Source organism: Marinobacter sp. BSs20148 (genome assembly GCF_000283275.1).
GTDB classification, from domain to species: Bacteria; Pseudomonadota; Gammaproteobacteria; order Pseudomonadales; family Oleiphilaceae; genus Marinobacter; species Marinobacter psychrophilus.
Genome location: NC_018268.1, coordinates 3,486,330 through 3,501,168 on the forward strand (window position 1 = coordinate 3,486,330; position 14,839 = coordinate 3,501,168).

The window sequence follows — 14,839 nt, forward strand, 5'->3', positions numbered from 1 at the left end:
CAGGCAATGCTTAAAATACAAAACCTGGCCATGCGTTTTGGCGGTCTACTGGCGGTAGACGGCGTAAGTCTGGATGTCCAGGAACAGGAAATTCACTCTATTATTGGTCCCAACGGCGCCGGTAAAACCACCGTCTTTAACTGCATGAGCGGGTTTTACAAGCCCAGCGGCGGCAAGATCATTTTTCAAGGCAAGGAAATTCAGGGCAAACCGGATTACAAAATCTCGCGCATGGGAATGGTGCGCACGTTTCAACACGTGCGGCTGTTTACTCAAATGTCGGTGGTGGAAAATCTGTTGGTGGCACAGCACCGGCACTTGAACACTAACCTGCTGGCCGGTCTGGTAAAAACGCCGAACTATCGTGAACGTGAGCGCAAATCTCTGGATCGCGCCGCCTACTGGCTAGAGCGGATAGGCATGCTAGACCAAGCCAACGTCGATGCCGGAAACCTGTCTTATGGCCAGCAGCGGCGCCTGGAAATAGCCCGGTGCATGGTCACCCAACCGCAGCTGTTGATGCTGGACGAGCCCGCCGCAGGCCTGAACCCGGCGGAGACCCAGGAGCTGAACCAACTGATTGTCAGCTTGAAGGAAGACTACGGCGTGTCGGTGGTGCTGATTGAGCACGACATGAACTTGGTAATGGATATTTCCGACCGGATTACGGTCATTAACCAGGGCCGCCCACTTGCCAGCGGAACGCCGCAGGAAGTGCGTGCAAACGAAGACGTTATCAAAGCCTACCTGGGCGAGGCCTGAGGACCAGCCATGTTAATACTGGAAGATATACACACCCACTATGGCAAAATCGAAGCCCTGCACGGCGTATCAGTTGAAATAAATGAGGGCGAAATTGTCTCGCTGATCGGCGCTAACGGTGCCGGCAAAACCACACTGCTGATGACTGTATGCGGTGCCCCCCAAGCCAGTGCTGGTCGGGTTGTGCTCGACGGCCGTGACATCACCAAAGAGCCGACTTCGCAAATTATGCGTTCCGGCATTGCCATAGTGCCCGAAGGCCGACGCATTTTTTCCGGGCTGACGGTGAAAGAAAACCTGCACATGGGTGGTTTTTTCAACACCAAGTCGGAAATCCGCAAAAGCCAAGAGCATGTTTACGAACTGTTCCCGCGTCTGAAAGAACGCGAAAGCCAGCGCGCCGGCACCATGTCTGGCGGCGAGCAGCAAATGCTGGCCATTGGCCGCGCGCTCATGAGCAAACCGCGACTGATCATTCTGGACGAGCCATCCCTGGGCCTGGCACCGCTCATTATCAAACAGATTTTCGAGATTATCGGCAAACTGCGCGATGAAGGCATGACGGTATTTCTGGTAGAACAGAATGCTCATCAGGCACTGAACTTGGCTGACCGGGGTTACGTGTTGGAAACAGGGCGCATTCGCCTGCACGACACAGGCGCAAACCTGCTGGTGAATCCGCAAGTGCGGGAAGCGTATCTGGGCGGGTAAGTCAGCCATCTATGAACCAAACTATTAGGACGTTTAGCTGATAGCCATGCTAAACGTTCTTTTTTTGGCTACCGTTTATTCAACCACAACTCTCGACACTTGGATTAAAGCTGAAGCGCTCTAGCCATGCTTGAAGATGACTTCTGTTTATGTAACAAATAGTTACTAAAAACGCATCTTCGTTACGCCCTCAATAGCGACACAAAACGTCTTGCCCTGTATGATCCGCAGCACGTCAAAGCATTAATGTTTTGTCATCGCTATGTAATGTACTTTTATCAAGGAAGAACAATGCTGACAGGTCGCTCAAAAAGTCTAATTCTCGGAATCACTCTTAGCACACTGCTTGTTTCCGGCTGCGCCACACCTTTGTCGTCGGGTCAGAAGCAGGAATATCGCGTTTATCAGGCCAAGGGGCTCGTAGTTGAAGAAAAAAATGAGGGTGCTGCCGCAGCTTTAGGCATTTTGCCGGGGGTGGGTTCTTTTTACGTACGTGAATACGGAGCGGGCGTGGTCAACCTTTTACTTTGGCCCGCGTCAATATTGTGGGACCCCGTAAGTGGCTACCAAGGAGCGCAGGCTCTGAATTACCATGCTACAAAGCAGAAAGTAACTACCCTTAAATTAAGGGAAATCGCCCAATTAGACGAGAAGTTGATACTGGAAACCATCGATAATAAAAAATACATCTCTGAAAAACGAAAAGTTGAAAGCAAATACTCAGCTTACTAAAAGTGTCACTTTTCGGGTGCGCCATCTCTAAGGTGGCAGTAACTCGTTACCCGTGCATAGCGGTCCAAAAATAAACCAGTTCCGCTATCCACAGGTAAGATCAAAATCCCACCTGTACATTCAAGTCTAAACGCTTTGAAATCTTGCGATTAACCTATATACATTTATACTTAGTAGCAGTGCCAGCGGCGCCCAAAAATTAACAGCTGCCTGCACCGACTGGGCCTCTCGTCTGTCTATAACGATCGGCATGAAATTCGAGTCGATCATAACGATACTAAGGATGGATAATATGAAAAAACTGATCGCAGGTGCAATTCTTCTGGGTGTTTCTTCTATGGCCTTTGCCCAACCGGGCTGTGGCGTTGGCGCCATGATCTGGAAAGGACAGTCTGGTATCGCCCCGCACGTGCTGGCGGCAACCACTAACGGATCTTTCGGTAACCAAACTTTGGGTATGACTACGGGCACCTTGGGTTGCTCAACCAATGCTTCTGTTCAATCCATGGCTATGTACATGGACAGCAACATCGACAAAGTAGCCCGCGACATGTCTCGCGGCAACGGCGAAAACCTGGACACTCTTGCCGTCCTGCTCGGCGTAGAACAGGCTGACCGTGACAGTTTCCGCAGTGTGCTGCAGGATAACTTCGCCGCTATCTTCCCGAATGCAGACACCACCTCTGACCAGGCTGTTAGCGCTATTGTTGCCCTGCTGCAGCAAGATGCCGGCCTGAGCAAATACGTCGCTGCCTGATATTTCCAGGTTCCTCGGAAACACTGTGATATCGGTGCGCCAGCGATGGCGCACTTTTTTTAGACCACGGACTCTGACACCTGCCATGGGCCAAACTTTTTGTTCCGGAACAGCCGCAGCCTTATTCGCGTTGCTACCAATGCCTGCCCTGGCTGAAACAGTCAGCGTACCCGCCGGTCTTCATCTGTCGCCAGGCTGGCTAACACTGGGCCATTACCACCAGCCAAACCTGAGCAGCGGTTTCAAAAGCCAGGCCGACGATGATGCATTTTTCCTAAGTGCCGACGGCAAGCTCTCCCCAAAGGCTGAATTAGCGGCCACACTAACGGCCATTCAACAGCCGGGCGGCGGAGACCGGCACGCCCGCTGCCGATTTCCAGCTCGATCAACGTGGCTGCAACACGAGCTGAACCTGAGTTTACCTGCGGTCGATTGCCCCGCGTATCAGCAATGGCAAAACGAGCTCAATACGGAAACCGTGACCCTCGTGTTTGCCGCCTCTTATCTAAACAGCCCGTCGTCTATGTTCGGCCATACGTTTCTGCGCCTGGACCCACCCCAAGATGACAACGACACTAACTTGTTGCTCGCCAACACCATTTCCTACGCCGCCGATGCCGCCGCCCACGACGGTGAGCTGATGTTTGCCTATCGTGGTATTTTTGGCGGCTATCCGGGCATCACCGCGGTTCAGCCCTACTACGAAAAAATCCGCCTGTACTCGGATATTGAACATCGGGATTTGTGGGAGTATCGGCTAAACCTGAAGCAAAGCGAGGTCGACAGAATGACCGCTCACGCTTGGGAAATTCAGGACAAGAATTTTGATTATTACTTTTTTGACGAGAACTGCGCTTACCGCCTGCTAGCGCTAATTGATGTGGCGCGACCGGGCACCAACCTGTTGGACGAAGTAAACACCCACGCTATTCCCTCAGACACCGTGCGCTGGGTTATCGACAAAAATCTGGTCGACAATGTGGAATATCGCGCCTCTGCCGCCACGGCGGTCAGCCACTCGCTGGATTCTCTAAGTGCACAACAACAGCTTATAGCTTCTGCCCTCGCCAATGGTTATCTAAAACCCAACAGCCTGGAACTGATGGCGCTGAACGAGACCGATCGCGCTGCCGTGCTCGACGCCACCTACGATTACGTGCGCTACCAGAGTGAGGCCGACGGCTGGCCAAGGGGCTTTACGGCGCCCCTATCCCACTCTTTATTGCGCGAGCGCAGCTCCCTAAACGCCGGCTATCCGCCATCGCCACCAGAACCCGCTGTGCGCGACGACCAGGGCCACGACACCTTTCGCCTCAGCCTGGGCGGCGGGCGCACAGAGGTTGGCGATTCGAGTCGCAATTTTAGCCAGCTGACATTCCGCCCGGCTTATCACGACCTTCTGGACCCACCCGAAGGTTACCGCCCTGGTGCGCAGTTGCAGTTTTTAAGGCTGGACGCCCGCTATTACACAGATAACGACGAGCTACAGCTGGAAAAACTGACTGGTGTGGAGATACGCTCTATCAGCCCTCGCAACCGCTTTTTCTCGCCGCAGTCTTGGCAGATCAGCTTTGGCGGCCGACGCACGGATACGAGGCGTGAAAGGGTTCTGGCGCCCTATCTGGACGGCGGGGCCGGCGGCAGCTGGCGTATCGCTAGCAACACGCAGGCGTTTGCCCTGGCAACGGCGGATCTTGAAATCGATGATGACCTGGGTCGCGGTTACGATGCGGCTCCCGGCGCTGACCTCGGACTCCTTCACCAGAACCCTCGCTTCAGCCTGTTGGCCGGAGTGAAAACCAAAGCCTGGATTGTCAGCAACCAACATCGCCAGGACCAGCTTTATGGCAAAGCCAGCTGGCATCTTGGCCGTGAATTCAGCGTGTTCGCCGAGTTTAACCGTGAAGACCACTTCGACAGGATGCAAAACACATGGCAAGCCGGCCTACACGCCTACTTCTAATTGGCTTAATGGCTGCTAGTTTCTCGCTGAGCGGTTGCAGTGGCCTGTTTTTTTTCCCCGACCAGACCACTTACATAACACCGGATCGGCTGAATCTGGAATACAGCGATGTCTTCATCAATACCGCAGACGGCGAAGTGTTACACGGCTGGTGGTTGCCAGCCGTAACCAAACCGCCGAGCAAAGGCGACATAGCATCTGGAAAAAACGCGAAAGGCACGGTTTACTACCTGCACGGCAACGCCCAGAACATCAGCAGCCACATTATGAACGTAGCCTGGCTGCCGATCGAAGGTTACAACGTATTTGCGCTGGATTACCGCGGCTATGGCCGCTCAACCGGTTCGCCGGATATTGAAGGTGCCCTGCACGATGTAGAAAGCGGAATGCGCTGGCTAATCCAGCAACCACAAACCCAAGCCAAACCAATCTTCCTGCTAGGCCAAAGCCTGGGCGGCGCCCTCGCCATCCCCCTGGCGGCCGAGTGGCAGCAACGTAACGAACAACCACCTTTGGATGGCGTCATCCTCGACGGCACCTTCGCCGGCTTTCGCGCCATTGCCCGCGACAAACTCGCCAGCTTCTGGCTCACCTGGCCGCTACAGGCCCCTCTAAGTTGGACCATCCCCAACGACTACGAAGGGACTGACTATATTGGCCGTATCAGCCCCACGCCACTGTTAATGATTCACAGCGTGCGCGACGGCATAATCCCCTTTGCCAACGGCGAAACCCTATATCAGGCTGCGAAAGAGCCAAAGAAGTTTCTGCAGACCGACACGCCCCACGTGGCGACGTTTGCCCTGCCGGAATATCAAAAAAGCCTGATCAATTTCTTAAGGAAAGCCGGCGAGAAGAAAGAACTCTAAGCAGCAAGTGGGCGAGGGTCGGTCAAAGCTGTGCGGAGGGAGCCCAAGCGTACAGGGACGTATTCACAGCGTGCTTTGAACGGCCCTCGCCCACTTGCTGACACTCCCAATAACGGCCCCAGTCTTAAAAGGCAGAAAACAAAAAACCCGCCAATCCAACGGAAAGGCGGGTTTTTTATATCAGGCTTGGGGGACAGACTTAAGTCCGTCACCACGCCATCAAACTATCAGGCAGAAAGGTCAGTCGGCTTTTCGCCTTCTTTCACTTCCTTCATAGACAGCTTAACGCGGCCACGGTTGTCTACATCCAGCACTTTAACCAGAACTTCCTGGCCTTCCTTCAGCTCGTCGGTCACGTTTTCAATGCGACGGTCAGAAATCTGAGAGATGTGAACCAGGCCATCTTTGCCCGGCAGAATGTTTACAAACGCGCCGAAGTCGACAATGCGCTCAACGCGACCCTGGTAGATAGCGCCCACTTCGATTTCAGCGGTAATTTCCATAACCCGCTTAACCGCAGCCTGCGCCGCTTCCATGTTGTCGGCGTAGATTTTAACGTTGCCGTCGTCGTCCAGATCAATAGACGCACCGGTTTCTTCACAGATAGAACGGATGGTAGAACCGCCCTTACCGATCACGTCACGGATTTTCTCAGGATTGATCTTGATGGTGGTGATGCTAGGCGCACGTGATGACAGCTCGGTACGCGAAGCCGCAATCACCTTGTTCATCTCGCCAAGGATATGCTGGCGAGCGCCGTAGGCTTGCTCCAGGGCCAGTTCCATGATCTCGTCGGTAATACCGTTGATCTTGATGTCCATCTGCAGCGCGGTGATACCTTCTTTGGTACCGGCTACTTTAAAGTCCATGTCGCCAAGGTGATCTTCATCGCCCAGGATGTCGGTCAGGATGGCGAACTTATCGCCTTCTTTAACCAGACCCATGGCAATACCGGCTACGGCAGACTTGATAGGCACGCCTGCGTCCATCAGTGCCAGACTGGAACCACACACCGATGCCATAGAGCTGGAACCGTTGGATTCAGTGATTTCAGACACCGCACGAATGGTGTACGGGAACTCTTCAACCGTTGGCATTACCGCCAGAAGGCCGCGCTTGGCCAGACGTCCGTGACCAATTTCACGACGGCCGGGGCCCATCATACGGCCAGCTTCGCCAACGGAGTACGGAGGGAAGTTGTAATGGAACAGGAACGGGTCTTTGCTTTCGCCTTCCAGCGCGTCAATAATCTGCATGTCGCGCGACGTGCCCAGCGTGGTGGTCACGATGGCCTGGGTTTCGCCACGGGTGAACAGCGCAGAGCCGTGAGCACCCGGCAGAATGCCCACTTCAATTTTGATCGGGCGCACGGTTTTGGTGTCCCGTCCGTCAATACGCGGCTTGCCGTCAATAACTTGCTGGCGAACAACGTGCTTTTCGGTCTTACCGAAGCACTTTTTAACGTCTTCAGCAGAGTGTTTGCCGTCTTCGTCACCGGCCAGTTTCGCGATAGCGGCGGCTTTGATCTCGCCCAGCCGCGCGTAACGGTCCATTTTATCGCGGATGCTATAGGCTTCTGCGATAGCGTCAGCGAAGTCAGCCTTGATCGCGCCCATCAGTTCGGCGTTTACGGCTTCAGCCTGCCATTCCCAGCGGGGCTTGCCAATTTCAGCGGCAAATTCTTTAATGGCGCTAACGGCAGTCTGCATTTCCTGGTGGGCAAACAGCACGGCGCCCAGCATTTGGTCTTCAGTCAGGCTTTTGGCTTGCGATTCCACCATCAATACGGCGTCTTCGGTGCCGGCAACAATCATGTCCAGCAGCGAGGTTGAACGCTCTTCATGAGTCGGGTTCAGGAAGTAGCCACGCTCGTTGGTAAAGCCAACGCGGGAAGCACCAATGGGGCCTTCAAATGGAATGCCAGAAATAGCCAGGGCCGCAGAAGCCGCCAGCATGGCAGCAATGTCCGGATCCTGAGTTTTGTTGGCTGACATAACGGTCAGCACAACCTGGACTTCGTTCATGAAGCCATTAGGAAACAGCGGACGAATCGGACGGTCGATCAGGCGTGACGTCAGCGTCTCTTTTTCGGTAGGACGCGCTTCACGCTTAAAGAAACCACCGGGAATCTTACCCACAGAGTAGGTTTTTTCGGTGTAGTTGACGGTCAGCGGAAAGAAGCCCTGACCAGGCTTGGCTTCTTTGGCACCTACAACGGCGCCCAGCACAGAAATATCGTCGATGGTTACGAGTACGGCACCGGTGGCCTGGCGAGCAATACGGCCAGTTTCCAAAGTAACGGTTTTGCCACCAAGTTCGAACGTTTTAGTTACGGGTTTAGGTTCCACAAAAAACTCCTGAATATCTTTCCGATTGATTCAATTACTCACCCATGTGGGTAACTGCTGTTCTGCGCTACACAAAAAAAACACAACCGGCGGCAGCGCTCTTGCAAGCACCACCGCCGGTTGGTCAGCCAGGGAAAATAACCATGCCCCGGCTCTCAGGCCGTCGAAACAGACTAGCGACGCAGACCCAAACGCTTGATCAGCTCAAGATAACGATCAGCACTTTTGCCTTTCAGGTAATCCAGCAGCTTACGACGCTGGTTTACCATACGGATCAGACCGCGGCGTGAATGGTGGTCTTGCTTGTTGATCTTGAAGTGACCCTGCAGCTTGTTGATGTTAGCGCTAAGCAGTGCAACCTGAACTTCAGGAGAACCGGTATCGCTTTCAGCCTGCTGGTAATCTTTAACAATCTGAGCTTTCTCGTTGGCAGAAAGTGCCATAAACCACCTCAATATATTGCGATGCTTAAAAATACAGCCGAACCGCGCATCTCTACAGCTTGGCTAAACGGCTCGCCTACAGGCGGCCGCCGGTTTTAACCAGACGCTTAGGCACCAGTTGGGTACCCTCACTGTCCGGGAATGCTTCTGCCAGCCCAACAAAGTCTTGATTGCCATAAACGCGCACGTAACCCTGATCAAGCTGAGCTTCTATTCTAACTGCTTGGCCATTCAATATCGACACCAGCACCGGTCCGCTCAGGCGGTGTTCGGGAAACATGCTGAGTGCCGCGTCTGGCGCTACCAGCAAGCCGTCCAGGCTTTCATCACGCTCGCGCATGGCTTCCATACCCGGTACGTCGTGGGCGTCGGCCAATGTAAAGCCTGCGGCCAGGGTACGGCGCAGTGCAACCACATGGGCACCACAACCAATGGCTTCACCGATGTCTTCCACCAGCGAACGGATATAGGTGCCTTTTGTGCACTTAACCGCAATGTCCATTTCGTTATCGCGAATAGCCAACAATTCCAAACTGTAAATAGTGACCGGGCGCGCCGGGCGCTCAATTTCGATACCTTGACGAGCGTACTCGTACAACGGGCGGCCCTTGTGCTTGAGAGCCGAGTACATAGAAGGCACCTGCTGGATCTCGCCACGAAAGCGGTCCAACAGAGGCTCTAAAACGTCGGCGGTCAGGCCTTCCGGCACGGGTCGATTTTCTACCACAGAGCCTTCGCTATCACCGGTTTCGGTGCGTTCGCCCAAACGGGCGGTAGCAATGTAAGCTTTGTCGCTGTCAAGCATGGTCTGCGAAAACTTGGTGGCCTCGCCAAAGCACAGCGGTAGCACACCGGTGGCCAGCGGATCTAAAGCTCCGGTGTGGCCGGCTTTGGCCGCCCCATACAACCGCTTAACCTGCTGCAAAATGCCATTGGAGGTTAAACCCTGAGGCTTGTCGATCACCAAAATGCCATTGACATCGCGGCCTTTGTGTCGGCGGCTCAAACGCTGGACTCCGGATTGTTTTGACCATCAACAGGGCCATCGGCGGCACTGTTGTCAGCACTGTCGCCGTCATCAACTACCGCGGGCTGATCACCCACGGCTTTGCGAATCAGGCCATCCAGGCGGCGGCTGTAACCCTGCAACTCATCAAAGTGAAAGCGCAGGAGAGGCACCACACGCAGCTTCATCGCACGGCCAACCTGGCCGCGCAGAAACCCGGATGCCTTATTTAGTACCGCCAGAGATTCTTTCACCTCTGGCGACTCTGCGCCAAGCTCTTCAGTAGTCAGCAAGGACACGTAAATGTCGGCATAACCCAGATCACGGCTTACCTTAACGGCATTGACCGTAATCATGCCCACCCGCGGGTCTTTGATTTCCCGCTGGATGAGCTGGGCCAGTTCTCGCTGCATCTGATCGCCAATGCGATCAATACGACTGAACTCTCTAGCCATTACGCCCCCGTGGATTCAAGCTTGCGCTCAACCCGAATTCGATCGAATACTTCGATTTGGTCGCCCATCTTCACGTCGTAGCCTTTCACGCCAATACCGCATTCCATGCCGTTACGTACTTCTGGCACGTCGTCCTTGAAGCGGCGCAGGGATTCCAGCTCGCCTTCAAAGATCACCACGTTGTCACGCAGTACGCGAATCGGTTTGTTACGGTACACGTTGCCTTCAGTCACCATACAACCGGCCACCTGGCCAAACTTCGGCGAACGGAACACGTCGCGTACGTCGGCAATGCCGATGATGTCTTCGCGGAATTCCGGTGCCAACATGCCAGTCAGAGCCGCTTTAACGTCGTCCAACAGGTTGTAAATAATGCTGTAGTAACGCAGATCCAGGCCTTCCTGTTCAACCAGGCGCTTGGCGGCATTATCGGCGCGCACGTTAAAGCCAAAGATCACGGCACTGGTGGCCAAGGCCAGGCTGATGTCGGTTTCGGCTATGCCGCCAACACCAGAAGATACAATCTTCACCTGTACTTCTTCATTGCCCAGATCCTGCAGTGAACGGGTAATGGCTTCCAGCGAACCACGAACGTCGGTTTTCAATACCACGTTCAGGGTTTTCACCTGGTCTTTGCCCATGTTCTCAAACAGGTTTTCCAGTTTGGCTGCCTGCTGACGCTGTAAACGCTGTTCGCGCTCACGAACGTGGCGGAACTCAGCCAGCTCTTTGGCCTTGCGCTCATCGGCTACAACGAAGAATTCGTCGCCAGCGTTGGGCGTGCCATTCAAGCCCAGAACTTCTACCGGAATAGAAGGACCTGCATCTTTAACCTGCTTGCCAGCTTCGTCGGTCATTGCGCGTACTTTCCCGAAGAAAGAACCTGCAACAACCATATCGCCCTGGCGCAGAGTACCGTTCTGAACCAGTACGGTAGCCACTGAACCGCGGCCACGCTCTAGGCTAGATTCAACCACAACGCCTTGGGCGGGTGCAGACGGAGACGCCTGCAGCTCTAGAATTTCAGCTTGCAGCAATACCGCTTCCAGCAGATTGTCGACGCCGTCACCTGTCTTGGAAGAAATAGGCACGAACTGTACGTCGCCGCCCCATTCTTCCGGAATCACGTTAATGGCAGACAACTCGTTTTTGACGCGATCCAGATCGGCATCTTCTTTGTCCATCTTGGTAATCGCTACCACGATGGGCACACCGGCCGCACGAGCGTGTTCAACCGCTTCTTTGGTCTGCGGCATAACGCCGTCGTCAGACGCCACCACCAAAATCACGATGTCGGTACACTGGGCACCGCGAGCACGCATGGCGGTAAACGCCGCGTGGCCCGGGGTATCCAGGAAGGAGACCATGCCTTGGTCGGTTTTTACGTGGTAAGCACCAATGTGCTGGGTAATACCGCCAGTCTCGCCAGACGCAACCTTGGTGCGGCGGATGTAATCCAGCAGCGAGGTTTTACCATGGTCAACGTGACCCATTACGCTGACAACCGGTGCGCGTTTAACCTGTTCTTGGCCTTCCTGACTGCTGAATTCGCTCAGCACAGCCTCTTCAAAGGCGTCGTCGCTGATGGCTCTAGCGGTATGGCCCAGCTCGTTCACCACAAGGACTGCAGTTTCCTGCTCCAGGGGCTGATTAATAGTGGCCATTACGCCCATACCCATAAGGGTTTTGATCACGTCAACGGATTTCACAGACATAAGGTGGGCAAGATCGCCCACTGTGATCAATTCGGGAACTTCTACTTCTTTGACCATAGGTTTGGTCGGCCTCTCGAAGGCGTGTTGCTTCTCTTTAGGTTTCTTTTTCGAACGCAGCGGCTTGCGCAGCTTGGTGTCTTCGTCGTCCGAGGTAGCCCGTGGCGAATCCTGAGTGCGGCTGCGAGGGCCACGGTGGCCTGCCGATTTCTTCTTCGGCTTGCCGTCGTCGTTATCTGTTTCGTCGCTACGTTCGCGAACTTTTTCTTTCTTTTTCTTCGGCTTGCGGTCTTTACCATCGCCTTCAGGCGGCGGTATCGGCATGTCTTCCGGCGCTATTACGGCCGGCTTTTCTGCCTTCGCGTCCACTGGCTCAGCCGCAACTTGCTCTGTCTTGGCTTCCGCAGCTTTGGTTTCAGTCACAGCTTCAGTTGCTGCAACCGGTGTTTCAACCGTTGTGGTTGCTTCAAGTGAAGTTACCGGCGCTTCCACGACGGGCTCTTCCGCTGATTCCAGCTGCGTTTCGGCGCGCTTGATATAAGTGCGGTGCTTGCGAACCTCCACATTCACGGATTTGGCTTTGCCAGCCTTCAGCGTCGTGGTTGTTTTGCGCTTCAACGTGATTTTCTGAGGCTCAGCCTCACTGTCACCGTGGTTCTTACGCAGATACGTCAGCAGCTGCTGTTTCTCGTCGCTGGAAACCGCATCGTTCTCAGAACGCGCTTTCAAGCCTGATTCCACAATCTGCTTCAGTAAACGATCCACGGGAGCGCCTACATCTTCGGCCAGTTGTTTTACCGTTACTTCCGCCATACTGGTCCTCCTCCCGAATTAGGCCTGGTCTTCAAACCAGGGGGCACGTGCTGTCATGATTAACTGACCTGCACGCTCTTCATTCATACCTTCAATTTCAAGCAAATCACCAACCGACTGTTCCGCCAGATCTTCCATGGTGCGTATACCCATGCCTGCTAGCTTAAACGCCAAGCCGCGGTCTATGCCTTCCATTGCCAGCAAATCTTCAGCCGGCTCGGCACCATCCAACGCTTCTTCGTTGGCCAGAGCCTGATTCAATAATGCGTCTTTGGCACGCTTGCGCAGTTCGGTGACGGTTTCTTCGTCGAATCCCTCAATTGCCAGCATTTCCTCCATCGGAATGTAAGCCACTTCTTCAATTGAGCTAAAGCCTTCATCAATCAGCACGCCGGCGAATTCTTCGTCGATATCCAGATGCTTGGTAAAGTACTCCAACAGGCGGCTCTGCTCTTGCTCCTGGCGCTCGCCAGCTTCCTCTTCGGTCATTACGTTTAGAGTCCAGCCGGTTAGCTCGGTGGCTAAACGCACGTTCTGACCGTTACGACCAATGGCCTGAGCCAAATTGTCCGCTGCAACCGCTACGTCCATCGTGTGACGGTCTTCGTCCATCACAATAGAGGCTACTTCGGCCGGCGCCATGGCGTTAATGACCAGTTGCGCGGGGTTGTCGTCCCACAGCACTATGTCAACACGCTCGCCATTCAACTCGTTAGATACGGCCTGAACCCGAGAACCGCGCATACCTACGCAAGCGCCCACCGGATCAATACGGCGATCGTTGGTTTTTACTGCAATTTTTGCGCGCGAGCCGGGATCACGGGCAGCGCCACGTATCTCGATCAGCTCTTCAGCAATTTCAGGCACTTCAATACGGAACAGTTCAATCAACATCTTCGAGTCAGAACGGCTCAAAATCAGCTGCGGGCCGCGGTGGTCGGTGCGGATTTCCAGCAGCAAAGAACGAACTCTGTCGCCCATGCGGAAAGTTTCCCGTGCAATCAGATGTTCGCGGGGCAGCAACGCTTCAGCGTTATTTCCCAGGTCAACTATTACGTTGTCGCGGGTCACTTTCTTTACGGTGCCGGAAACCAGCTCACCAACGCGACCGCGATAGCTGTCGACAATCTTGGCACGCTCTGCTTCCCGCACTTTTTGGAAGATGATCTGTTTAGCCGCCTGGGCGCCAATGCGGCCGAAAGCGACCGAGTCAATCCGTTCTTCGTGCATATCGCCAGGCTGCAAGTCAGGGCTAATATCTTCAGCTTCCTGAAAGGTCAGTTCGGTGCCTAGCGCCGGAACGGCGTCATTATCGACCACTAGCCAGCGGCGAAAGGTATCGTATTCGCCGGTACGGCGATCAATCGAAACCCGGATATCGGCGTCTTCGTCTTCGAAGCGTTTTTTGGCGGCGGTGGCCAGCGCCAATTCGATGGCTTCAAAAATCACGTCTTTCTCGACACCTTTTTCGTTCGAGACGGATTCGACCACCAGCAAGATCTCTTTACTCATTGAATCACCCTGCCTTTAAAATATTCTGTGCGTCCATTTAATGCATTCGTGTGCATCGCTCAGATGAAATGTCACTCAAATCGAGTGCTACCTAAAGAACGCGTCACTCGAACACCGGAACGATGTTCGCCTTGTCGATACTGTCGAATGGCAACAGATATTCGTGGTCATCTACCACCACAAGCACATCCTCGCCTTCAATTCCGTTCAGCAAACCCTGAAACTTGCGCCGACCTTCAAACGCCATACGCAAACGAATTTGCACTTTGTGCCCGACGAACGCCTGATACTGAGCCAATTCGAACAGCGGACGATCCATTCCAGGCGATGACACTTCCAGCGTGTATTCGCTCTGTATCGGGTCTTCCACATCCATGACACTACTAGCCTGGCGACTGACTTTTTCACAATCTTCAATGCCGATGCCTTTTTCGACATCATCAATAAAAAGTCGCAACAATGATTCGTGGCCGCGAGCGCGGAATTCAATACCCCAGTATTCATAGCCGAGGCCTTCAACCACCGGCCGCAGAATGTCTTCCAACTGTTTGATCTTGGCTGACAAGTTACGCCATCTCCGTATACAGAATTTGCTGACTACAAAAACAAAAAAAGGGCTGTGTATCAGCCCTTTTCATGCACCAGGACCTGATGCGCCAGGCCCCTTAGTCAAACAGCTCACAATATTAAAGGCTGTTTGTTGCAAGAACTCGCAAAAAGCACGATTAAACAGCACTTGATGCTAGCAGACACTTT

Annotated in this window: 13 protein-coding genes; 6 read left to right on the forward strand and 7 right to left on the reverse strand. The window is 53.9% G+C overall.

What is annotated here, in order from left to right; genetic code table 11:
• Positions 1–6: 6 nt before the first annotated feature.
• The 6 genes from livG to MRBBS_RS15940 all read left to right on the forward strand — a co-directional run bounded on the left by livG (position 7) and on the right by MRBBS_RS15940 (position 5,794).
• A complete protein-coding gene (gene livG, locus MRBBS_RS15915) occupies positions 7–762 on the forward strand; it encodes a high-affinity branched-chain amino acid ABC transporter ATP-binding protein LivG (protein ID WP_014872607.1) in 756 nt (251 codons plus the stop codon).
• 9 nt (positions 763–771) lie between these two features.
• On the forward strand, positions 772–1,473 hold the full coding sequence (locus tag MRBBS_RS15920) for an ABC transporter ATP-binding protein (RefSeq protein ID WP_014872608.1): 702 nt from the start codon (positions 772–774) through the stop codon (positions 1,471–1,473).
• A gap of 291 nt (positions 1,474–1,764) precedes the next feature.
• Positions 1,765–2,205, forward strand: coding sequence for a hypothetical protein (locus MRBBS_RS15925; RefSeq protein ID WP_014872609.1), 441 nt, complete (start codon positions 1,765–1,767; stop codon positions 2,203–2,205).
• 292 nt (positions 2,206–2,497) lie between these two features.
• Entirely contained in the window at positions 2,498–2,962 is a 465-nt protein-coding gene (locus MRBBS_RS15930; protein WP_014872610.1) for a DUF3015 domain-containing protein, read from the forward strand.
• Positions 2,963–3,047: 85 nt separating this feature from the next.
• Positions 3,048–4,925 carry a DUF4105 domain-containing protein gene (locus MRBBS_RS15935; protein WP_014872611.1) on the forward strand — a complete coding sequence of 626 codons (1,878 nt, stop codon included), beginning with the start codon at positions 3,048–3,050 and terminating at the stop codon, positions 4,923–4,925.
• Positions 4,895–5,794 carry an alpha/beta hydrolase gene (locus MRBBS_RS15940; protein WP_014872612.1) on the forward strand — a complete coding sequence of 300 codons (900 nt, stop codon included), beginning with the start codon at positions 4,895–4,897 and terminating at the stop codon, positions 5,792–5,794. The genes MRBBS_RS15935 and MRBBS_RS15940 overlap by 31 nt, the downstream gene beginning before the upstream one ends.
• 227 nt (positions 5,795–6,021) lie before the next feature.
• Here MRBBS_RS15940 and pnp read toward each other — a convergent pair whose 3' ends face one another.
• From pnp to rimP, 7 genes are all read right to left on the reverse strand, one after another.
• Positions 6,022–8,142, reverse strand: coding sequence for a polyribonucleotide nucleotidyltransferase (gene pnp, locus MRBBS_RS15945; protein ID WP_014872613.1), 2,121 nt, complete (start codon positions 8,140–8,142; stop codon positions 6,022–6,024).
• A gap of 173 nt (positions 8,143–8,315) precedes the next feature.
• Positions 8,316–8,585, reverse strand: coding sequence for a 30S ribosomal protein S15 (gene rpsO / locus MRBBS_RS15950; protein ID WP_014872614.1), 270 nt, complete (start codon positions 8,583–8,585; stop codon positions 8,316–8,318).
• A gap of 76 nt (positions 8,586–8,661) precedes the next feature.
• Positions 8,662–9,591 (reverse strand): tRNA pseudouridine(55) synthase TruB, encoded by a 930-nt coding sequence (gene truB, locus MRBBS_RS15955; RefSeq protein ID WP_014872615.1) that lies wholly within the window; start codon positions 9,589–9,591, stop codon positions 8,662–8,664.
• Positions 9,588–10,046 (reverse strand): 30S ribosome-binding factor RbfA, encoded by a 459-nt coding sequence (rbfA, locus tag MRBBS_RS15960; protein ID WP_014872616.1) that lies wholly within the window; start codon positions 10,044–10,046, stop codon positions 9,588–9,590. Before rbfA ends, truB begins: the two co-directional genes overlap by 4 nt.
• Positions 10,046–12,571 (reverse strand): translation initiation factor IF-2, encoded by a 2,526-nt coding sequence (gene infB, locus MRBBS_RS15965; RefSeq protein WP_014872617.1) that lies wholly within the window; start codon positions 12,569–12,571, stop codon positions 10,046–10,048. Before infB ends, rbfA begins: the two co-directional genes overlap by 1 nt.
• Positions 12,572–12,589: 18 nt before the next feature.
• Entirely contained in the window at positions 12,590–14,083 is a 1,494-nt protein-coding gene (gene nusA, locus MRBBS_RS15970) for a transcription termination factor NusA (RefSeq protein WP_014872618.1), read from the reverse strand.
• 103 nt (positions 14,084–14,186) lie between these two features.
• The gene (gene rimP, locus MRBBS_RS15975) at positions 14,187–14,648 is read right to left on the reverse strand and encodes a ribosome maturation factor RimP (protein WP_014872619.1); all 462 of its coding nucleotides are present in this window, start codon (positions 14,646–14,648) and stop codon (positions 14,187–14,189) included.
• Positions 14,649–14,839: the final 191 nt, after the last annotated feature.

Bases quoted from the DNA above. Each gene is read 5' to 3' on its own strand.
- livG (WP_014872607.1), top strand. From the start codon at position 7: ATGCTTAAAATACAAAACCTGGCCATGCGTTTTGGCGGTCTACTGGCG.
- MRBBS_RS15920 (WP_014872608.1), top strand. From the start codon at position 772: ATGTTAATACTGGAAGATATACACACCCACTATGGCAAAATCGAAGCC.
- MRBBS_RS15925 (WP_014872609.1), top strand. From the start codon at position 1,765: ATGCTGACAGGTCGCTCAAAAAGTCTAATTCTCGGAATCACTCTTAGC.
- MRBBS_RS15930 (WP_014872610.1), top strand. From the start codon at position 2,498: ATGAAAAAACTGATCGCAGGTGCAATTCTTCTGGGTGTTTCTTCTATG.
- MRBBS_RS15935 (WP_014872611.1), top strand. From the start codon at position 3,048: ATGGGCCAAACTTTTTGTTCCGGAACAGCCGCAGCCTTATTCGCGTTG.
- MRBBS_RS15940 (WP_014872612.1), top strand. From the start codon at position 4,895: ATGGCAAGCCGGCCTACACGCCTACTTCTAATTGGCTTAATGGCTGCT.
- rpsO (WP_014872614.1), bottom strand. From the start codon at position 8,585: ATGGCACTTTCTGCCAACGAGAAAGCTCAGATTGTTAAAGATTACCAG.
- rbfA (WP_014872616.1), bottom strand. From the start codon at position 10,046: ATGGCTAGAGAGTTCAGTCGTATTGATCGCATTGGCGATCAGATGCAG.
- infB (WP_014872617.1), bottom strand. From the start codon at position 12,571: ATGGCGGAAGTAACGGTAAAACAACTGGCCGAAGATGTAGGCGCTCCC.
- nusA (WP_014872618.1), bottom strand. From the start codon at position 14,083: ATGAGTAAAGAGATCTTGCTGGTGGTCGAATCCGTCTCGAACGAAAAA.